This is a genomic window from Collinsella aerofaciens, from assembly GCF_039062365.1.
Lineage (GTDB): Bacteria > Actinomycetota > Coriobacteriia > Coriobacteriales > Coriobacteriaceae > Collinsella.
Window position 1 is genome coordinate 144,216 of sequence record NZ_JBCJBI010000004.1, and the last position, 21,588, is coordinate 165,803.

Below are 21,588 nucleotides of genomic sequence, written 5' to 3' on the forward strand. Positions count from 1 at the left end.
CCATTTGGAAATAGGGTCCATTCGCAACGATGCAGACCGTGTGATGTTCAACATTGATAAAACGTTTTTTCTTCGGCGCATCATCAAACTGAAATATCGCCCAGATAGCAGCGGTTAGAACGGTTGGTAAAGTTTTTGCATATACCGTTTTTTCGCAAAAAATGAACTTCTAATTCGGCATACGGTCGATTTTTTGGGGTATTCGGTCGGCATTTCGTTATAATCATCTCAGTTTTATTTCTTATGGTTTATCTATCAGCGCAAGACGATGTCAGATGGAGGTCTGAATGTACAAGCGCACCAAGATTGTATGCACCATGGGTCCCGCCTGCGATAGCGACGAGACCATCCGCGAGATGATCAAGGCGGGCATGAACGTCGCCCGTTTTAACTTCTCGCACGGATCCTACGACGAGCACCACGGTCGCATCGAGCGCGTCCGTCGTATTTCCAAGGAGCTCGGTCTGCCCGTCGGCATCCTGCTCGACACCAAGGGCCCCGAGGTCCGCACCGGCCTTTTGGTCGACGGCAAGAAGGTTGCCGTCAAGACCGGCGACAAGATCGTCGTCACCGCTCAGCCCACGTCCGAGGATTTCCACGGCACCGCTGAGCACATCTCCCTCGACTACCTGGCTCTGCCCTCCGAGGTCGAGAAGGGCTCCCTCATCCTGATCGATGACGGCCTGGTTGCCCTCGAGGTCGAGTCCGTCGACGGCCAGGACATGACCTGCGTCGTTAAGAACGATGGCTTGATCGGCGAGCGCAAGGGCGTCAACATGCCCAACGTCAACATCTCGCTGCCCGCCATCACCGAGCGCGATCGTCAGGACATCCTCTTTGGCCTGACCGAGAACATCGACTACATCGCCGCTTCCTTCATCCGTGACGGCGAGTCCGTCCGCGGCATCCGCGAGCTTTGCCGCGAGAACGGTGGCGAGCACGTGACGATCTTCCCGAAGATCGAGTGCGCCCTGGGCGTCGAGAACTTCGACGAGATCCTCGAGGCTTCCGACGGCATCATGGTCGCCCGTGGCGACCTGGGCATCGAGATCAAGCCCGAGCTCGTTCCCCACATCCAGAAGGAGATCATCGCCAAGTGCAACGCGGCCTACAAGCCCGTTATCACCGCTACGCAGATGCTCGACTCCATGCAGCAGAACCCGCGCCCGACGCGCGCCGAGGTTGCCGACGTTGCTAACGCCATTTACGACGGTACCGACGCCGTTATGCTTTCCGGCGAGTCCGCTGCCGGCAAGTACCCGGTCGAGGCCGTTAAGATGCAGGCCAGCATTGCTCTCGAGACCGAGAAGTACCTCCCGGCTCACGCTCCGCTCGAGGTTCCGGCTGACGCTCACGGCACCCGCGTCGTCAACAACGTTGTGGGTATGTCCGCTGTGAACATGGCCACCACCGTTGGCGCCAAGTGCATCACCGTGCCGACGACCACCGGTCGTACCGCTCGCCTGATCTCGCACTTCCGTCCCAACATGCCGATCTGCGCGTTCTCCCGCCACGAGTGGGCCGTCCAGCAGATGATCATGTACTGGGGCGTTATCCCGCACCAGGCCGAGATTACCCAGGGCACCGTCAACGGCACGATCGTCAAGGCGATCGAGACCGCTAAGGAGCTCGGCTATGTCAAGACTGGCGATTTGACCGTCGCTACCGCCGGCGATCCCCGCATGAGCGTCCAGCTCGAGGACAAGGTCTCCTCGACCAACGTCGCTTACGTCGCTCAGGTGCGCTAAATCGCACTTGCAAGCAGATTTGCATTGCAAAGGGTCCGGAAGGCTTCGCCTTCCGGACCCTTTTCTTTGCGTCAATGCCGGCGCACGGCAAAACACGCACTCATTTCTTTACCAAAAGCGCGAAATCCACCCTTCGAGGCCCAAAAAATATAGCTCAGGCGCTAGAAGTGTTCACCCGGTGGCAAGACCACACCTCACGCAGGGCTGATAAATCGTTTTAGCAAAGTCCAAATCGACCGCGTTTTCGGAAGTGCGGGGAAAAATTGCTTACCTCCGAGCACAAGCCCTTTTATTTCAACAAAACCCCTGATAAATTTGGTTCAAATACCGCTTGTGCTTTGCCTGTTTGTCTTTTTCCCCGCACTTCCGAAACCGATAGCTTTTCTAGCCCAAACTACGCCCAAACGATCGGATCGCTATGTCATTTCTTGCCTGCGGACCCACGGCTTTTCAGTACTATCGCATCCCGCCCCAGATACTGGGACTCTATCCGGCAATCCTGCCGCCTGACCATGACCATCGCTTGGTGCATTACTCAAAACAGCCAGTATTTAAAGACTTGCTCGGCACACCAGTTTGAAGATTCGTGAGCGAAAGAAAACAGCGCGCGAACGGAAAGCTATTTCATAGCCGTCTGCTAACCCAAGAGCCACCTCCGGGGTCGTTTAGGCAGACTGAACATGGGTTTGATGTCACGTCACCGGAGTTCACGCTGCTCAACCTTGCTACGCAGGTTTCACGCAACCAGTTACTCATGGCTTGTTACGAGATGTGCGGCTCCTTTGCAGTGTTTAAGCCCTGCGAGCGAACGCAACAACAACTTGATGAAGCTATTTCGCTTAAGCTCATTCCGCCCGACTGTGGTTGGAAACGCGTTGTCGATACCAAGGGCAATGGCACCAACTTGTGGAAACGCACGCCGCTTCTTACCGCAACGGATATCGCCGCGTTCGCCAAGCAAGCCGCAGGCCTGCGCGGCGTTAAACAACTGCGCTGGGCGGCCGAGCACATGACGGGGCAAACTGCCTCGCCCTTCGAAGTACAGACCTCCATGCTTGTCTCGCTCCCCCGCGACGAGGGCGGCATGGGCATCAACATCGCAAACAACGTGCGCATCCCACTCAGCGACTCCGCGCGCTCACTGTATGACAAAACCTGCTGCTACGCCGATATCCTCATAGAGAGCAGCACCGACAGCATGGGCGTCATTCTGGAATGCCAAGGCCGCTCCGCCCATGACAGCGAAGCCGCAAGCCTCTCCGATGCCGAACGCACCACGTCCCTCACAAGCATGGGTTATGACGTTATCCAGATAACCTACGACCAGATCAAGGACACGAAGAGCTTTAACAACATCGCCGAGCTCATTCATAAAAAGGCGGGGCTCCCCTACATCCCAAAGACCGATCAGGAACGCACCACCGAAGATGCCCTGCGACGGGAGCTGTTGGTCAATTGGGATGAACTGTTCTCCGTTAAGCCGGCCGGCTAGCAGCTAGCGATCAGGGGGACTGCGGGAACGTCAGAAGCAGCAACGCGAGCCGCAAATCCCGCCTCGGTTAGCTCGATGACCTCGGTAAACGTTGCATCGAAAAACTCCTCGGTTAGCAGGCGGTATGGCGGATGGTCGGGCTCACCGGGGTTTTCGCGTACAATCTCGTGCATGACGCCGATGGTCTTGAGCACATATTCTTTATGGATGGGATACTGCCCAAAACGCGTCGCAGCGGTATACAGGCGATCGGTCGCACGCGGGATGGAAACAATGCCCAGCGTCTTGCCAAACCAGTCAAAGTCGCCTTGCTTTTTAATGCGGAACTCCTCGCACGGCTTGCCGCCGTGCACCTCCAGGTACTGATTCACGCGCGTATTCCATACGGTATCGGCCACCAGATGCGACCAGACACCCAGTGTCAAATCGAGCAACGACTGCGCCACGTCCTCGGACGCAAGCGAGAACTCACAGGCGCCGGGACCGGCAACCGGCTCGGCATCCTTGTAGCGCTGGGGATAGTGCACGCGGTTCAGTCGCTCGCGTTCCTCGATAATCGAGGTCGCCGCGGCTGGCGCACCGATGGGCGAACTTTTAAGCAACGGTGCCACATAGGTATCCCAGAACTCATGCTCACGAGGCTTTGGGATGGGCTCAGGCTTGGCAAAGTGCGTAATGCGGTACGGGATGGGATCGGCGATGCCAGGGACCATATAGCCCACGAAGATATCCGGAACCACGCAGCCAAACAAAAAGGCATTGCGATCGCGCACGCTATTGGCAAGCGCACCGGTGCGCTCCAGCAAACGCTCCGTCTGAGCGATATGAATGTTCCAGCTTGGCATAGCCACCCCCATAAAAACCTGGATAACTATACCATCACGGCAAAGCCGCGCGGGCGGCTACGCACGCTCTACGCAGCAACTAGTCCGTAGCACCGCTTTCGGTTCCATACGACGGCGAAGGTGCCTCGACCACATGGTGATATCGATCGATATAGATTGCACGGGCACCCAGGCGTCGCACCAAATCCTGGTGATGCGTGCTCATCAAGACCGTCTTACCCGCCGCGACGTAGGCCAGCAAAAAGTTGACCACGATGTCGCATGAATCCTCGTCGAGCCCATTGGTAGGCTCGTCAAGGACCAAGATATCCGGGTTCATCGACACCACCGCAGCCAGCGCAACGCGCTTCTTTTGCCCGCCCGAGAGCTGATAGGGAGAGGCGTCGGCAAGGTCGGCAACCTGAAACAGCCCCATGGCATCGCGCACGCGGCGCTCGAGCTCGTCTGCCGGCAGCCCCATCTGCGCGGGACCAAAAGCAACTTCCTCGCCCACCGTAGCGCAGAACAGCTGGGCGTCGGCGTTTTGGAATATGAAGCCCACGCGCTGGTGGAACTTCTGAGCAGCAGCAGAATCCTTCAGATACGCCGCATCGACCACGCGTCCGTCAAACAGGTATGCGCCGGCATCCGCGAGCTCAAGGCCGTTGATAAGGCGCATGATCGTCGTCTTGCCGCAGCCGTTAGGACCAAGCAGAGCAACGAGTTCACCACGATCCACCTGCAGCGAAACGCCGTCGACCACCGTATGACCCGCATAGGAAAACACCACGTCACGAAACTCGATGAGCGGCGTGGTCTCGGCGCCGGCAGCACCGCTCGCGCACATCGCGCCATTTGTATCGTTTGCCAAAACGTCGCCCTTCCCTATCCACATCGACGGCTCGACCGCCCGCGCTACAGCACCGCGCACAACACGGCGAGCAGAACCACAACGACCGCGTAAACCGCATCGCGCCAGCCAAAGCCGCTCCGCGCAGGAGCCGGATACGCACCGGCAAAGCCACGGCAGAGCATAGCCTCGTCCATCGCGCGGCTGCATTCCATCGCCTTGATAAAGGTCCTGCCCATGATACCCGCGATCGAATCGGTACGCGAAAATCCCTCAGGCGCACGGCCAACGCTGCGCAGCATGACCGATTCGCACAGATTGTGCGCCGTGCGACCCAGCACCTCGATGTGCTTGAGCGCCATATCAAACGTAAAGATGACCTCGTCGGGCAGATGTAGCGTCTTGAGCGCCGCCGACATGCGGCTCCAGGTGAGCGTCCACGAAACACCCAGCACGAGCGACACGTTAATGAACGTCTTAAGCGCAATTTTGAGCATGGCGCCCGTAGCGGAAGCACCCAGCAGCAGGGCAGGCAGCGCCAAAACCACTGCGAGCCCCGCGGCGCCAAGCGCCGGCACAAAGGTCGCGCGCAGCCCGCGTACGGGACGCACGGCAACGAGCACCAGCGCAATGGCCGCCATCAACATGAGGTACAGCGGGCTCTGTGTCAGACACACGCACAGGACGCAGACGAACATCCCCACCAGGCGCACCGGAGCCGAAACGCAAGAAAGGGCGCGGTCGACCATCGACCCGCCCTCGTGCGCGCCTCCACCCAAGCGAACCCGCTCAAGCAGGCTCGCCAGGTGCAGGACATTCTTTTGCATCACACGATGCCGAGCCCCCACGGGCTCGTATCGCTCCTCGGCCGCAAGCCAGCTAGGCAGCTCGGCTATTGCCATGAGCACCGCTTTCCTTAACCGTCAGCGAGATCAGACGGAATGCGATGGTGAGCACCGCCACGCCAATCACGCCGGACAGGATATACATGGCAGCCTGACCGGCAAAGCCAAGACCCTGCTCCTCGGAATAGGCCTGCAGGTAATCGCCCGTAGGCAGAGCGTCGGCAAAGGTCGGGGTATCAAGGCCGACCGAAGCTTGCAGGCTGTCGTCACCAACCTCCTGAACGGCGGTCGCGGCGCCCTCGGCGTCCCACTCGCCCCATGCGTCACCTGTGGCAAGCAAGCCGAGCGGCGTAGCCACGACAAGCACGGCAACCAAGATGAGCGTGGGGACCAGCGAGGTCTTCTTGGCAGCAGCGCCCTCGGCAGTAAGCTGGCCATCGACGGCCTCGGGCCCGACGATAACGCTCGGCGCCGTCTTCTTGATAAAGCCGTAGATCGCGGCAGTCGCCACGCCCTCGACCACGCCGGCAACCAGCATATGCGGGATCAACATGGCCGGAATAGCCACGGACAGCGGGAAGGGGCAGTACAGCGGAGCGCCCGAAGCGTTGGTGAAGAGCATCGGCTGAATACCGAACTCGATTGCCGCGCAAAGGGCCGCCAGGCACAGGCCGACCCAGCCGCTTACGATGGCCGAAACCGAGGTGCCCCAGCTCTTGTCGTGCAAACGGCTGTTGAGCGCACGGAACACGATAGCAGCGGCAAACGGCAACACGAAGGCCATGTTAAAGCAGTTGGCGCCAAAGGACAGGATGCCGCCGTCGCCAAACAGCAGCGCCTGCAGTGCCAGCGCGACCGAGACAGCGATAGCCGCGGCCTCGGGACCCAGCAGCAGCGCGATGAGCGCGCCGCCGACGGCGTGACCCGTGGTGCCGCCGGGCAACGGCACGTTGAACATCATGAGCAAGAAGGAGAACGCGGCGCAGATGCCCAGGAAAGCCATGTGCTCGCGATCGAGCGTGGCGCGTACCTTTTTGATGCAATGGACCCAAACGGGCACCATCGCCACCGCCATGACAGCATCGGTCTGCGGGGACAGATAATTATCTGGAATGTGCATATACGCCTCCCGGTTGTCGGCGCACAGAATTGCAACGCCGCTTGAATCACCTTGCCAGTGTTACGTATTGCCAGATTCGTAACACGCCGCGGGCTATCATAGCAAAACGGCGCGCTGCCGACAAAGCAGCACGCCGTCATGTAATGCGCGTGTCATATATGCAGGCTCAACGGTGCCTTATACCGGGCATAGCAGTCACGTAGGACTCGGCAGCAGCCACCGCTGACCCATACCCCAGCGCAGGATCTAGCCGCGGACCTCGCCGTTCACACCCTTGCACACCTTGGTGACGATCTTCTGGTGCGCCTTCTCGACCTCTTCGCTGGTGAGCGTGTGGTCGTCGGAGCGATACGTAAGCGCAAAGGCCATGGACTTCTTGCCCGCACCGATGCGGATGGGATCGCGGTAGACATCGAACAGGCGCACGCCCTCGAGCAGCTTGCCGCCGGCACTCGTAATACGACGCTCAAGATCCTCGCAGGTCACAGTGTTGTCGACCACGATAGCGAGGTCGTGCTCAACGGCCGGGTACTGCGAGAACTCACGGTAGTTCTCCTGGTTACGGGCGCCCTTGATCAGCTTGTCCAGGTCGAGCTCAAAGGCGACGACGACCTCGTCAATGCCCATAGCCTCGCGCGCCTCGGGGTGGATCTCGCCAACCCAGCCCAGCACGGTACCGCCCGAGAGCACCTCGGCAGCACGACCCGGCTGCAGGAAGGCATAGCTCTCGCCCTCGACGGGACGGAAGCGAACCTTCTCAATGCGCAGCTGGGCGAGCAGCTCCTCGACGATGCCCTTGCCAAAGAAGAAACGCAGCTTGCGGTACTTCATGTTCCAAGACTGCTCGCACCACTGACCCGAGAGCACGCCCGCGACGGACTTGGTCTCCTTGGGCAGGCTGGCGTTCTCGCGACCGTGGAACAGACTGCCGACCTCGTACAGGTGCACGTTGGGCGTGCCGTGGGCCTCGTTATAGGCAACGGACTGCAGTAAGCCCGGCAGCAACGAGCGGCGCATCTCGGTCTGCTCGGCGACCAACGGGTTCATGAGCACCACGGGGCAGCCGCGGCCTTCGGTGGACATGCCGATCTTCTCCAGGTCGCCCGGGGCAGCAAAGCCAAAAGTCGTGGTCTCGTTGAGGCCGCAGGCGCGCAGGATCTCGCCGACCTTGCGGGTAAGCTTCTGCTCGCGCGTCAGACCGCCGATGTGGTTCTTGGCAGCCGGGATGGTCGCCGTCACACGGCCCATGCCCCACAGGCGCAGGACCTCCTCGATCAGGTCGATCTCACGCGGCAGGTCGGGACGGAAGCTCGGCGGCGTGACCATAAAGTCCTCGCCATCGCGCTCGACGGTGCAGCCCAGGCGGGTAAGCGAGCGCTCGATAAAGTCGGGCTCGATGTCGGCGCCGCAGATGGCGTGCACGCGGGCCAAACGCAGCTTAATGCTGTCGATGGTCTTGGGCGCGGGGAACACGTCCACATAGCCGGGGGCGACCTCGCCGCCGGCGATCTCCTCGATGAGCGCGCACGTCACATTGGCGACGTCCACGCAGCCGGTCTCGTCGACCTGGCGCTCAAAGCGGATGGAGGCGTCGGAGATCAGCGATAGGTCACGGCTGGTGTGCGAGGTGCGGCCGGCGTTGAAGCAGGCGCTCTCGACCATCACGTCAACGGTATCGTCCTCGATCTCGGAATCCATGCCGCCCATGACACCGGCCAGCGCCACGGGACGCTCGCCGTCGGTGATGAGGCCCATGCCGGCGTCGAGCACGCGCTCCTCGCCGTCGAGCGTCGTGAACTTCTCGCCCTGCTGGGCGGCGCGAACCACCACGCGACGCCTGCCCTCGCGCGCGGCAAAGGTGTCCAGGTCAAAGGCGTGCAGCGGCTGACCGGTGAGCATCATCACATAGTTGGTGATGTCGACGATGTTGTTGTGCGGGCGCACGCCCAGGGCGTTAAGGCGCTTGACCATCCAGTCGGGCGACGGGCCGACCTTGACGTTGCGCACGATGCGGGCAACGTAGCGGTCGCACAGGCCCTCGTCGGCAATCTCGACGGAAAGCTCGTCGTCGGTCGCGCGGCCAGTCTCGGCCTTGATGGCAGGCAGCTCAACGTGGAAATCGCGGTCGAAGATGGCGCCGGTCTCGCGGGCCATGCCGATCATGGACAGGCAGTCGGGGCGGTTGGGCGTGATCTCGCAGTCGAGCACGGTGTCGCTCGAACCCACGTACTCGGCAAACGGCATGCCGCAGGGCGTGTCCTCGGGCAGGATCATGATGCCGGAGTGGTCGCCGCCCAGGCCGAGCTCGCGCGCGGAGCAGTTCATGCCCATGGACACGACGCCGCGAAGCTTGCTCTTCTTGATCTTGACGTCGCCAGGAAGCACGGCGCCGATCATGGCCGTGACGATGTGGTCGCCGGCCTCGAAGTTCTGCGCGCCGCAGACGATCTGCAGCGGAGCGGGGTTGCCGTCGGCGTCGAGGTTCTTGTCGCCCACGTCGACCGAGCACACATACATATGGTCGCTATCGGGGTGCGGGGTCTTGGTGAGCACCTTGGCGGTCACCACGTGGTCGAGGGACTCGCCCACGGTGTCGATCGCCTCGACCTCGGTGCCGGTACGGATATATTCGTCCGAAAGGGTCTTGGGATCCTCCGGAATATCGATCATGGTCTTGAGCCAGTCGTAAGAAACACGCATCTAGCTCTCCTTTCATACTGAAAGCCTGCGAAGAGATGCAGGTGGAAACTTCAACTTTGTGAACATTCCTTACAAAGCGAGGGTTGTCCAAGTGCGGCAGATCGGCCCGAAAGAGGAGCGCCGCGTACTTTGGTACGCAAGCGACGAATGAGCGCCGAGGTGCCGTGCTTGGGCAAGCCGCAGCCTAGGCTTGGGCAAGCCGCAGCCTAGAACTGATTCAGGAAACGCATATCGCCTGTCATGAGCGTTCTGAGGTCGGGCAGGTCGTAGCGCAGTGCCGCGACGCGCTCGGCGCCAATACCAAAGGCGAAGCCGGTGTACTTCTCGGGGTCGATGCCGCAGTTGATCAGGACGTTGGGGTCGACCATGCCGCAGCCCAGGATCTCGATCCATCCGCTGTGCTTGCAGAAGTTGCAGCCCTTGCCGCCGCAGACGTGGCAGCTCACGTCCACCTCGCAGCTGGGCTCGGTGAAGGGGAAGAAGTGCGGGCGGTAACGCGTCTTGCGATCCTCGCCAAACATGCATTTAACAAAGTAGTCGAGCGTGCCCTTCAGGTCGCCAAAGGTGATACCCTCGTCGACGACCAGTCCCTCGATCTGGTTGAACTGCGGCAGATGGCAGGCATCGGCCGTGTCGGGACGATAGACGGTGCCCGGGCAGATCATGTAGATGGGCGGCTTTTGCGACTCCATGGTGTGGATCTGCACACCCGAGGTCTGGGTGCGCAGCAGCACGTCGGACTCGCCGTGAGCGTGAGCCTCGGGATGCGCGACGCTGCCGGGGTTGTTGTCGACCACGTAGAAGGTATCGCGGGCCGAGCGGCTCGGGTGATCCATGGGGGCGTTTAGCGCGGTGAAGTTGTAGTAGGAGGTGTCGACCATGGGGCCGGACTCGACGGTGTAGCCGATACCACTAAAGATGTCCTCAGCCTCCTCGATGATCTGCTTGATCAGGTGCTGGTGACCAATCTGCGGACGGATACCCGGCAGCGTGATGTCGACGGCCTCGTGCTCGAGTGCGTGCTTGAGGGCGGCGGCCTTCATCTCGGTGGTGCGCTCGTCGAGCATGCCCTCGATCAGCTGGCGCATCTCGTTGGCGCGTTTGCCCATCATGGGACGATCCTCGGGGGCGAGCTTGCCCATCATGCGCATCAGGCCGGTGATACGGCCCTTGCGACCGAGCAGCTCAACGCGCGCAGCCTCGAGCTTGGCGGCGTCGTCGGCACCTGCGACGAGCTCCTTGGCCTCTTCCTCGAGTTTGACCAGATCATCAATCAGACTCATGTCTTCCCTTTCGTCTCTCGCGCATCCGCGCTCCGGGACGGCTGACGCCGCCCGATGCTGCGGATGCGCGGCCCGGTTCGGTAACAAAAAACCGCCCTCGGGCATGTGCATTGCCCAAGGACGGTTAAATTCCGCGGTACCACCTTGTTTGACCCGGCGGATGTATGGCCCGCCGCGCCCACTCTGCGCCTCTTGTCGCGAGGCTCACGGCTTCCCTACTGAGACTTTGCTGCCACTGGCCGCGCGCCCGTTGAGGTCGCTGCTCGGGAGTGAACGCTTAGCCCTTGCCACCGCAGGAAGGCTTGCAGCCCATGACCTTCCCTCTCTTGCCGGCGACGCGACGGGCAAAACCCTCTCCGTCAACGCATTGGGCTATAGGATAACACATTCTGCGAGCATATCGCCGCGTTCCGTTTTGTTCGTGCTGGGTACAAGGCAGGTAGCTGTGCAAACTGGCCGCGCAGCCGCTTACGGCGCTCGGCCTGCGAGATTAAGGATACGGTATGGGAAAGAAACTCGATAAGAAGGCCAAGGCCGCCGTGGCAAAGGCCGCCAAGGGCGTCAAGGCCGCTAAAGTCGACAAGGCCGTCAAAAAGTTCCGCAAACTCGAGGGCAAGCTGTGGACTCGCGAGTACCTGCTCAAGATTGCCGAGTTCGATGGAGCGACGATTGCTCCTGCCAACGGCGCCGCAGCGCGCGCCGACGCCATGGGAACCCTTGCCGGCGAGCATCACAAGCTACTGACCAGCGAGAAGTCCGTTGAGCTTGTGCGCTCTCTCGCGCGTGAGACGGTCGCCGGAGGCAAGATCGACGACCCGCAGCTGCTCGACGAGATCCGCGTGCTCGGCCGCGACCAGCGCGAGGCAAGCGTTATTCCTACCGAGGAGGCCGAAGCCTGGACCAGGCTCACCTGCGAGGCCGACGCCGTGTGGCACAAGGCCAAGACGGCCAATGACTGGGCGAGCTTTGAGCCCTATGTGGATAGAATCGTCGCCCAGCTTAAGCATCAGGCCGAGCTCATGGACCCCAAGCGCGACCCATACGACGTTTGGCTCGACCAGTACGAGCGCGGCCTTTCTGCCAAGAGCTTCGACGCGTTTTGCGAGGAGGTTAAGGCCACGGTCGTGCCGCTCGTGCACGCCATCGGCGAGCGCGGCCAGCAGCCCGCTGCCGACTTTTTGCATGCCCGCGTGCCCGAGGCCGCCCAGCGCGCCATGAGCTTTGACCTTATGAAGCTCGTCGGCCTAGACCTGGACGACACCACGCTTGCCTTTACCGAGCATCCGTTTAGCGAGGGCTTTGCCGTGGGCGATGCACGCATCGCGACGCACATCTACGAGAACGACTGTATCTCCAACGTCTTCAGCATCATCCACGAGGCAGGTCACGCCATGTATGAGCTGGGCGTGAACCCCGCCTATGCGTGCACGTGCCTGGAGGGTGGCACCTCCATGGGCATCCACGAGAGCCAGAGCCGCTTTTTCGAGAACACCGTGGGTCGCAGCCGCGCCTTTATGGGACCGCTGCTCGAGGTACTGCGCCGCCACGCACCCGAGGTCTACGGCGACGTCGACGAGGACACGCTCTACCACGCCGTGAACATCGCGCAGCCTTCGCTGATCCGCACCGAGGCCGACGAGCTCACCTATCCGCTGCACGTTATGGTGCGCTACGAGATCGAGCGCATGCTGTTTGCCGGCGAGGCCACGGCCAAGGACATCCCCGCGCTTTGGAACCGCTTCATGGATGAGTACCTGGGCATTCCGGTTCCCGACGACACGCGTGGTTGCCTGCAGGATACGCACTGGAGCGGCGGCTCGTTTGGCTACTTCCCCACCTATGCGCTGGGCAGCGCCTACGACGCCATGTTTGTGCCGGCCATGTGCCGCGACGGCGTCGACCTTACCGGCGCCTGCGCGAGCGGCGACCTGACACCCGTCCGCGCCTGGCTGGGCGAGCACATTTGGCAGTGGGGCCGCGCCAAGGACGCGCCGGAGCTCATCAAGGGCGCGTGCGGCATGGCGTTCGATGCCCGCTACTACTGCAGCTACCTGCAGGACAAGTTCACCGCGCTCTACGAGCTGTAAAGCTTAGGCAGCACGCCAACGCAAAGGGGGCGCCGCGGAACCAATCCGCAGCGCCCCCTTTCCACCTAGTCGCTTAAGAACGTCCCCAATGACTACCTTATAGAGCTTCCAGAGCGCTTGTGATGCGCTTCATGGCGGCGTCGGCGGCGGCTTGGTCGGGCGCCTCGGCCAGCACGCGGATAACCGACTCGGTTCCGCTCTTGCGTACGAGCACGCGGCCCTCGCCTGCCAGCGCAGCCTCGGCCTCGGCGATGGCGTTTTGCACGCCCATGTTCTCGAGCGCGGCGTCCTTGTCCGCCACGTGCACGGCCACCTGCGCCTGCGGCAGCAGCTTGCACGGAGCCGTGAGCTGCGAGAGCGTCTCGCGCTCGGCACGAATCACTTCCATCACGCGCAGCGAGGTCATAATGCCGTCGCCCGTGCGCTCGATATCGCCAAAGATCGTATGGCCCGTCTGCTCGCCACCCAGGCTGTAGCCGCCCTCGCGCATCTTGGCATACACGTGACGGTCGCCCACGCCGCTGGTCACGGCGCTCAGACCGGCAAGCTCCAGCGACTTGACCAGGCCAAAGTTGCTGGCAATCGTCGGCACCACGGTACCGCCCGAGAGTCGCCCGTGCTTGTTCAGATACACGCCGCACACGTACAGGATCTGGTCGCCGTCTACCACGCGACCGCGCTCATCCACAGCCAGGCAGCGGTCGGCATCGCCGTCGTAGGCAAAGCCCACGTCCAACCCCTGCTCCACCACGTGGCGCTGCAGGCGCTCCATATGCGTGGAGCCACAGTCGACGTTGATGTTAAAACCATCGGGCGCGGCATTGATCACGCGCGCGTCGGCGCCGAGCGCGTCAAACACCGGCTTGGCCACCGAGGAAGCCGAGCCGTTGGCGCAGTCAATACCGATCTTGACGCCCTGCAGCGAAAAGTTCGCGCTGGCGATGAGCGAAGCAATGTAGCGGTTGCGGCCCTGCATGTAGTCCACCGTGGCGCCGATGTGATTGCCCGTTGCCAGCGGCACCTCGCTCTTGCCATCGATATAGTCCTCGATGAGCTCCAGCACGTCCTCGTCCATCTTAAAGCCGTCGCTGTTGACGAGCTTAATGCCGTTATCGCAAAACGGGTTATGGCTCGCACTGATCATGATGCCGCAATCGAAGCAGCCCTCCACGGTCTGATGCGCCACGCCCGGCGTGGGGATCACGTGCAGCATATAGGCGTCCGCACCGCTCGCGACCAGGCCGCTCACCAGCGCCGCCTCAAACATATAGCTCGAGCGGCGTGTGTCCTTGCCCACGATGACGCGCGCCTTGCGCTCGCGGTTGGCGCCGTAATACCAGCCCACAAAACGGCCAATCTTATAAGCGTGCTCTACCGTCAGCCCAACGTTGGCCTCACCGCGAAAGCCGTCGGTGCCAAAGTACTTCATATCTTACTTATCCTGTTCGAACGTTTGAGCGGTTGGCGTGGTACGAACCTTAAGCTCTTTGTGCCCAGAGTCCTTCGAAGTCGTGACCGTGTACTCGACCTTTATGTCTTGTCCAAGAAGCATGTGGACACCGCCCCATGCAACCTTCAAGCCATCGTGCGTCGCTTCGTTCATTTCGATAGAACCGGAGCCCGAAGTCTTAATGTCCGAAATGCTGCCTCCCGCAGGAGCATAGAGATAAAGCCTCAGCACCTCATCGTCAATATCCTGGCTAATGCCGTTATGGCCCTGGAAATAACCAGGCATCTCGGCCTTCTCCTGGGGGGTCATCGTGTTCTTGAGCGAGGTGGTCACTCGATACGTCGTCGAGCCATCGGCATTTTCAACCGAAGAATCGATGGTGACCCGTTTATCGAGGAACCAATCCATCTTTGAATAGCTGTAGTTGTTCACATAGACGCCCAAGATCGGAGCCTCCGACGTATCGGTTTGGAGGGCGCCCGATATTCCAAGAGCCTTCGCGGCCTTTTCCTCGTCATCGTTTCTCGAATACATGAGGATGCGACCCTCGGAAGCGCCCTTTTCGATGGCGGCAGCAATCTTAGTAATATCGCTGGATCCCAGTTCGCCCACGATCTTGTTAAAAGCTGATCCGGCAACCGCCGCAAAAATGGCATCCTGTTCCTCTACCGGGTAATTCCAATAAATATCGTGCAGCAGCACCTTTGCAGCGTTGCTTCCATCAACGACGGTGCCATCAGGAAGCTGTGTACCGCCTACAATGCCGAGCATATACTGCAAAAATACCGGATCGACTGCGAATACGCCGTCGATGTCATCTCCGACAATGGCCTTCTGCATATCGCTGGCAAGCTGAGCCGCACGCGGATAATCAGGCGTCATCGTAACGTCGCCCATCGTGTATCCGAGCGTGTTGAATCCGGTCAGGCCCCATCCGGTCGTGAACAAGTTTGCCTCTTCATCGGTGATGGGAAGCGGGCTCAAAGGCTCTTTCATCATGTCGACTTTGACAAAATCGCCCAGTTCGAGCTTACCGTCAGTCACCGACATCACGCCGCGAGAACCGGGGAAACCGCCGCAGGCGCGGATCTCGACATTGCTCATCGCGAGCACAAGATAATGACGCGTCTGGCCGTTGGCGCCGAGCATCTGGGGAAGGACGGGGGCGACCTTCTCCGCCGCGTCAACCGCGCCGTTGAGGGTGGCAAAGCCGTCCTTGGCCTTATCGACCAGCTCGGTCACCTGGGAAATATGAGTATCGCCAATGCCCTGGACCTTCTCGTTGGCGCTCTTGAACACCTTCGAGCTGCTGGAAAGCGAATCGGCGACCGCCTGCAGCGCGGACACGTTAATCATGCCGTCCTGGAACAGCTTGCCGGGCGTGGCCTGCGAAAGGTTGTCGGCCATGGGAACCAGTGCGTTGCTCGAGACATCGGACAGGGCATCAATCATGGTGCGGGCCGCGTTGATGTCACTGCCATACACCGGGATAAACGATGCCGCCGTCCACAGCGGGCTCGAGGTCTCCGCCTTCATGCTGTCGCAGAGCTCATCAATCTTCTTCGCGCCGTCAGGCAGCGTCGAAAAATCGCCCGACGTGACCTTGTCCTTAAGGCCACCGACGATCTCGACAGCCTCCTTCGCTTCGCTCTTTACGGTCTTTGCCGAGTTAAGCAGCATAAAGCCGCTTGCGCCAAGCGCAACGAGAAGCACCGCGGCTACAGCGGCAATAATGGCGCCGGTGTGACGCTTTTTGCGCTCGCCCTTGCGATGGCGATGACGGACCAGACCGTCAGAGGTCGAACTCGACGAAGCATCGCTACCGTAGTTCAAGCCAAAATCGTAATAATCTTCCTTGGAACCCGAGCCCGCAAACTCGGCACCGCTATCATCCAGGCGGGCGAACGTGCCAGTCTCGGAGGCGCCGGTGTAAATCGTGCCAAGGTTACCCGTAAGCCCCGCGCCACCGGCAGAGGGAGTATTGTTGGCGGCCTTGTCGGCATTAACGTTGCCGGCGGCATTCGCGGCGTTGGCAGCACCTGCGTTGTTCGCGGGTACCGAAGGAGCCCCGCTCGGCTGCGACGTGGAGGTTGCACCGCCCGCAAAGACATTCCCTCTTGCGCGGCCGGTCTTTTTTGCCTTTTGAGATTGCTCGTACAGAGCGGTAAACATCGCCGTCTCGCCCGGGGACACGCGCTTACCGGAACCGCCCTGTCCAGCGCCGCCCGGCGTGCCGGCCTTACCAGCCCCGTTCGGACGCGGCGGAACTGCAGGACGGCCGCTATCGCTGCCCTTAAAGTGATTACCAGCCATAAAGAAATCCTCGCAATTGAGTCGCAATGAAAAAGTCCATAACGTTACTAGTTTATGGCATTTTGGGCATCGACAGCTAAACTCCAGACACGGACATCAATTGGCGAAAATGCGGCACAACACCTTTTCCGTCTTGGCAGCGGCGCCAGCTACACCGTGAGGAACATCATCACGATGATCATGGCAAAGCCGATAAGGTCGGTCGGCAAAAACACCGTGCCCAGCATAACGGCGCTGGTGATGGTCGCCGAGACGGGCTCCACGGTTCCGATGAGACTCGCACGCACCGAGCCGATGTCCTTAACGCCCTGCATATAGAGCATGTAAGCAAAAAACGAGCCGATAACCACGAACACCGCGAGCGCCTCGATGCCGGCAGCATCGAGCGCCGGCATATGCGCCCAGGGCTGCACGAAGACACATGAGATCACGCCCGCCGTGAGCATTGCCGAGCCCGTGACGATGGGGCTGCCGTATTCGGGCAGGATCTTGGCGGGAATTACCGCCATACACGCGGCGCTGACCGCACACATAAGACCCGCTGCCAGGCCAAGCGGCGAGATATTCAGGCTGGTGGGGTCGCCGCCGGTGGCGATTAAAAAGGTTCCACCCAGAGCCAGGCCAATGCCGATGACTTCGCGAGTACGCGGCATGCGGCGATCGATCGCGCAGGTGTAGCCCATGATGATAACGAGCTGCAGGCACTGGAGCACCGTCGCGGTTCCCGCGTTCGTCAGGCGCACGGCCGAAAGATAGCAAAACTGGTTGAACAGCAGGCCAAAGGCGGTAAAGAGCAGCAGCTGCTTGCGATCGGCGGGCGTGGTCCAGAGCTTAATCAGGCGCTCGCGGTCGCGCGTAACAACCACGGCCATAAAGAGTAGACCGGCGAGAATCTGACGCACGCTCATAAGCCACAAGGTGTCGACGTGGTAGGTATCGAACAGAAAGCTCGCGCTGGTGCCCGAAAAGCCCCAAAACGAACCGCCCACCAGCGTAGCCAAGACGCCCGTGATCATCTTGCGCGTCGAAGCGCTGTTCAAGCGGTCGCGCCATGCGCGACGGGTGTTGCGGCTGAGCTCGTCGGTGCCCTCGGGCACATCAATGTTCGATATATCGGTCATCGGCACCGAAGCCCCTGCGCCTTCGACCTGCTCGACACACTCTTTGCTCATTCCACTCCCCCGAAACAGCCTGGAAACAATTCGGCTTACCTTACCACGGCGAAGTCACCAGCTGGAGGCTTGTCCGCTTATCGGTAGGACAATTCCGCAGGCGTCTTTCCATAGCTCGATACCGCAATGGCCTTGCATTATGCGACAGCCAAATCGCGGCAGCAGGCTCTTTTGAGATGGATACGGCAAAGCCCCCGAATTCCACAATGTAAGCGATTTTTAAAAATGTTCTTGCCACCGAGTTCAGGCTCCGTTATATTATCCCTTGCGCGCTTGCGCACCCTTGATCGGGCGTTTAGCTCAGGGGGAGAGCGCTTCCCTGACACGGAAGAGGTCAGAAGTTCAAATCTTCTAACGCCCACCAAATGTTCGCAGCTCGGAGGCTATGTCCTCTGGGCTGTTTTGTTTTATGTCGTCAAATCAGCTGGCAGCTCCAACCGTCATCGCAACGTAACATCAATTCACCTGACAAATGGCAGCCAAACAAATTCAATACCCCAACATCAACAATAGCCAGGCACAAAACTGCGCCGCAAGCTGCTCCAACCGCCCAAACAACCACCCTGCCCATACACAAAACCGCGTCAGCGACCCAGGTGCCTATCCCGGCTGACTCCGCAGTCAATCAAAACCGCCCCAATAGCCACCGAGGCCGAGACCAACGCGTCTCGAACCCATCCGCACCGCAACTTCTCAGCAAAACGCCGCGATGTCTGCGCCCTGCGGTATCCTTGAGTCACTTGCACCTGCAGCACCAAGGAGCCGCCATGCGCACCGAGCTCGATGTCCCCTTTTCGCACAAAGAAGAAGCCAAGGCGCTGGGCGCCAAATGGGACCGGACCAAGAAGATCTGGTATGTACCCAGCGGCGTCAACCCCGAGCCCTTTGCCGAGTGGCTGCCCGGTGTTGACCGATCCGACCCCTCAGCGCCGTATATATATCTAGTACTGGGCAAGCGCGAGTGCTGGAAATGTCACAAAGAGACCTCGGTCGCGGCCTTTGGCATTCCCTATCGAACCGATAACGACGAGAGCATCGTCATCGCGCACGCGCCCAACGAAGCCGGGCACATTGCCATCAACACGGCCAACGCCAACGCACTCGCCATCGTGCCCGCTCTTGGCTGCGTGCCGGGCGAGATCCGCGACTACCTTCATAAGCGCTGCGGCTACAAGCCCGTAGGCGCGCGAGCCTCCAAAGCCCCGTCGCTCGGCAACACGTGCACCAGTTGCGACGCGCTGCAAGGCAGCAGCTATCTGTTCGAGGAGCCCTCGTCCCCGTTTGCCCTCACTGCCATCAACAAGCTGCCGGCACTGGAGTTTGTGCGCGTCGAAGTTGCCGGCGTCTTTGGCGTCCCGGCCACGCGCACCGACTTTGACCAGGCGCTCTTTACCTGGGCACGCGACCATCACGCCGAGTTCCACAGGCAACTCGGTGAGGGGGTTTATTTGTAGATACGGAGAAGCCTTCACAGCCAGCTCCTCCGCATCACCTATCCCTCGTCGCCGGCGTCGTACACGATATCAAGGCCACAAACAGGGCATTTCTCCGGATACACCGGCATATGAACGCCCGTACGTTTCCTCACTTCGTCGCTGAACCTGTCACGTGCATCGATGAACCGAATGTCGAGACACGGTATTTGCGAGCCGCAGCAAGGGCAGGTGACGACAAACGACCCGCAATCAACCTCTACGCTCGGAAACATATTGTTGTCTATAAGGGCACACGGCAGTTTTTCGTACTTCCCCATCGCAATATCGCCTCGCCAGCTCATACACGCTCCCCTCTCGCTATACAAAACAGGAAGAGCATGCACCGGCAGGCGTGCGCGAGATTGCATCGCCACGCGATCCGATCAAACAACACGATCGTCAAAGAATGCCAAAGCCAAATACGCTAATACGGCAGAAGCCCCGCCTTTTCACGCTTCTTTTCCGAGCGATCGAACTCAATGCGATGGGCCTCAAGAAACACCGTATTGGGTCGCCACTGACGCTCATTCGGCTGCCTTAGCGTCGCACCCGCAAAGGAAACGTAGTCGGTCTTATCCAGCAGGTACGATCCGCACAGCCGATATTCGCCGCAAACAGGCTCAAACGAAATCAGGTGAGCATCAAATAGGGAATGAAGATCGCGCCGAAGCAGAATGCCGTTGCTGGCAACCTGCGATTTGGGTCCCGAGTAATTCTCGATATGTGCAGCCTCCAGAGCTTCGCTGACGCCGCAGTCCGACACCGCGCAACGGCCATCATAGGCGGCAACGAGCTGCTTGCGGAACCATTGCTGCCCCAATCGCTCGCGCCTTAACGCATAGCGGACCTTTTCGTCGTCGGTCGTACCCTGTCCGGCAAACTCAATATCGACGGGCATGTGCTTCAGATAACTCATGTCGGGCGCAAAACGAGGGTCCGGTCCGCCTTTATGAACAGGACCGTGCAGAACAAACCATCCGTTTTCGGGCTCGAACCGCTCAACAAACGCAAGGCCGAGCACCTTATAGCCCACCTCGGTTGCAAATATGACTCCGACTGGAACGCCACATTCCATGCAGTTGAGCATTTTACGGTTGTAATTCTGGTCTCGAAAACCAACGGTACCCGGCGCTTGAACCGAATACTTAATGACCCACGTACCATCGTCCAAATAGAGCGGAGGCACATCGGTGTAGAAGCTCTTTTTAGAGTTATGGACCGAAAGCGCAAAGATCTTATTGGGATCTTGCTTCACCCGATCCTGGCCCGGCCAGAAGATCCCTGAATCCCGCGTTACGGGAAAGAAGTCCGAGCCAATTCTCAAACGATACTGATACTGAGGGCTATCTTCCTTGGTGTGGTGCGGAAGGCTGGCCCAAACGCCGCCGCGCTGCTCCTCACCCAGAAACCACTCCCATGCCTCAACGTATTCAGAAGGAACGAGACTGCAGGCACGGTCATAGCTTGGTCCATCCATCAACGGAACAGCAAGGTCAATGTCGTTCATCGCCAGCACCTACAACCATACGAACACGAGTCATACCCCTCAATAATATGGCCGAGAGTCAATTATTACGAGATCTCATTCCGCGATCGGCACATCGTTGATGCTCTCGGTTTGCCGCTGGCGCGCTTGTACCCCGCCATCCAACTCCCCTGTATACTGATGTAGCACGTGTTTCATCCGGACTTTTTGGGCCGGATTGTTCATGGGAGGATCTCATGGCTGCTTCGAATCCGCCTAAGGGGAGCGTTTCTTCTTCGTCCATCAAGCCGGTTACGCGCAAGGCCGTGCGTTGCCAGCGCGAGGTCGCCTGGCTTGTCACGCAGGCGGCGGGCAGGCTTGTGGCGACCACTCAGGACGTCAATGCGCCTACGCCGAGCTTTGTGTTAGCGGCGGCGCTGGATTTTGTGCGCCAATTGGAGCTTGCCGCACAGGACGCCAGCGGCCACCTCGACTACCAGAATGTTATGGCGCCCGACCTGCAAACGTTCTGCCGCATAGCCAAGTTGCCCGCCGTACCCAATGCGCTTTCAGACGCAGGCTACATGTTTACGCTTTCGGGCGCGGACCTTATCCGCGACATCTATGCATACTCCAGCGAGCTCGCCGAGCGCCACGTCTTTGACGCGGCAGAAGTCAAACCGGGATATGTCATCAAGCTGGTTCTTAGGCTGTTCTTGATGGACGGGTTCGGGGCCATGCCGGCGTAAGCCGAGTCTTTAGCA

At 60.1% G+C, this 21,588-nt stretch carries 16 protein-coding genes and 1 tRNA gene; 6 read left to right on the forward strand and 11 right to left on the reverse strand.

What is annotated here, in order from left to right; translation table 11 throughout:
- Positions 1-287: 287 nt before the first annotated feature.
- Together pyk and ABCN01_RS03645 are read left to right on the forward strand one after the other, a co-directional pair.
- A complete protein-coding gene (gene pyk, locus ABCN01_RS03640) occupies positions 288-1,748 on the forward strand; it encodes a pyruvate kinase (RefSeq protein ID WP_342995960.1) in 1,461 nt (486 codons plus the stop codon).
- A 586-nt stretch (positions 1,749-2,334) separates the two neighbouring features.
- The gene (locus ABCN01_RS03645; protein ID WP_342995961.1) at positions 2,335-3,240 is read left to right on the forward strand and encodes a hypothetical protein; all 906 of its coding nucleotides are present in this window, start codon (positions 2,335-2,337) and stop codon (positions 3,238-3,240) included.
- On the opposite strand, the gene ABCN01_RS03650 is transcribed toward ABCN01_RS03645, so the two are convergent.
- The 6 genes from ABCN01_RS03650 to pheS all read right to left on the reverse strand — a co-directional run bounded on the left by ABCN01_RS03650 (position 3,237) and on the right by pheS (position 10,862).
- On the reverse strand, positions 3,237-4,085 hold the full coding sequence (locus ABCN01_RS03650) for a hypothetical protein (protein ID WP_342995962.1): 849 nt from the start codon (positions 4,083-4,085) through the stop codon (positions 3,237-3,239). The genes ABCN01_RS03645 and ABCN01_RS03650 overlap by 4 nt on opposite strands.
- Before the next feature lie 79 nt (positions 4,086-4,164).
- Complete coding sequence (locus ABCN01_RS03655) at positions 4,165-4,935, reverse strand: energy-coupling factor ABC transporter ATP-binding protein (protein ID WP_342995963.1); 771 nt, start codon at positions 4,933-4,935, stop codon at positions 4,165-4,167.
- 44 nt (positions 4,936-4,979) lie between these two features.
- Positions 4,980-5,816: an energy-coupling factor transporter transmembrane component T family protein gene (locus ABCN01_RS03660; protein ID WP_342995964.1), complete on the reverse strand. Its 837-nt coding sequence runs from the start codon at positions 5,814-5,816 to the stop codon at positions 4,980-4,982.
- On the reverse strand, positions 5,794-6,879 hold the full coding sequence (gene cbiM, locus ABCN01_RS03665) for a cobalt transporter CbiM (protein WP_342995966.1): 1,086 nt from the start codon (positions 6,877-6,879) through the stop codon (positions 5,794-5,796). The genes ABCN01_RS03660 and cbiM overlap by 23 nt, the downstream gene beginning before the upstream one ends.
- A gap of 246 nt (positions 6,880-7,125) precedes the next feature.
- Entirely contained in the window at positions 7,126-9,579 is a 2,454-nt protein-coding gene (gene pheT / locus ABCN01_RS03670) for a phenylalanine--tRNA ligase subunit beta (protein ID WP_342995967.1), read from the reverse strand.
- A gap of 206 nt (positions 9,580-9,785) precedes the next feature.
- Positions 9,786-10,862, reverse strand: a complete 1,077-nt coding sequence (gene pheS / locus ABCN01_RS03675; RefSeq protein ID WP_342995968.1) for a phenylalanine--tRNA ligase subunit alpha — start codon at positions 10,860-10,862, stop codon at positions 9,786-9,788.
- 503 nt (positions 10,863-11,365) lie between these two features.
- Here pheS and ABCN01_RS03680 point away from each other — a divergent pair.
- Entirely contained in the window at positions 11,366-12,949 is a 1,584-nt protein-coding gene (locus ABCN01_RS03680; protein WP_342995969.1) for a carboxypeptidase M32, read from the forward strand.
- Positions 12,950-13,046: 97 nt separating this feature from the next.
- Here ABCN01_RS03680 and glmM read toward each other — a convergent pair whose 3' ends face one another.
- From glmM to ABCN01_RS03695, 3 genes are all read right to left on the reverse strand, one after another.
- Positions 13,047-14,378: a phosphoglucosamine mutase gene (glmM, locus tag ABCN01_RS03685; RefSeq protein WP_342995970.1), complete on the reverse strand. Its 1,332-nt coding sequence runs from the start codon at positions 14,376-14,378 to the stop codon at positions 13,047-13,049.
- 3 nt (positions 14,379-14,381) lie between these two features.
- Positions 14,382-16,712: a DUF4012 domain-containing protein gene (locus ABCN01_RS03690; RefSeq protein WP_342995971.1), complete on the reverse strand. Its 2,331-nt coding sequence runs from the start codon at positions 16,710-16,712 to the stop codon at positions 14,382-14,384.
- A 149-nt stretch (positions 16,713-16,861) separates the two neighbouring features.
- Positions 16,862-17,884 (reverse strand): DMT family transporter, encoded by a 1,023-nt coding sequence (locus tag ABCN01_RS03695; RefSeq protein WP_342995972.1) that lies wholly within the window; start codon positions 17,882-17,884, stop codon positions 16,862-16,864.
- Between the two features lie 289 nt (positions 17,885-18,173).
- Here ABCN01_RS03695 and ABCN01_RS03700 point away from each other — a divergent pair.
- Positions 18,174-18,248, forward strand: a tRNA-Val gene (locus ABCN01_RS03700).
- A 403-nt stretch (positions 18,249-18,651) separates the two neighbouring features.
- Positions 18,652-19,338: a DUF5710 domain-containing protein gene (locus ABCN01_RS03705; protein WP_342995973.1), complete on the forward strand. Its 687-nt coding sequence runs from the start codon at positions 18,652-18,654 to the stop codon at positions 19,336-19,338.
- 38 nt (positions 19,339-19,376) lie between these two features.
- On the opposite strand, the gene ABCN01_RS03710 is transcribed toward ABCN01_RS03705, so the two are convergent.
- Together ABCN01_RS03710 and ABCN01_RS03715 are read right to left on the reverse strand one after the other, a co-directional pair.
- Entirely contained in the window at positions 19,377-19,637 is a 261-nt protein-coding gene (locus tag ABCN01_RS03710; RefSeq protein WP_342995974.1) for a hypothetical protein, read from the reverse strand.
- Between the two features lie 146 nt (positions 19,638-19,783).
- A complete protein-coding gene (locus ABCN01_RS03715; RefSeq protein ID WP_342995975.1) occupies positions 19,784-20,866 on the reverse strand; it encodes an HNH endonuclease in 1,083 nt (360 codons plus the stop codon).
- A gap of 215 nt (positions 20,867-21,081) precedes the next feature.
- On the opposite strand from ABCN01_RS03715, the gene ABCN01_RS03720 reads away from it, so the two are divergent.
- Positions 21,082-21,573: a hypothetical protein gene (locus tag ABCN01_RS03720; RefSeq protein WP_342995976.1), complete on the forward strand. Its 492-nt coding sequence runs from the start codon at positions 21,082-21,084 to the stop codon at positions 21,571-21,573.
- The last annotated feature ends 15 nt before the right edge of the window (positions 21,574-21,588 follow it).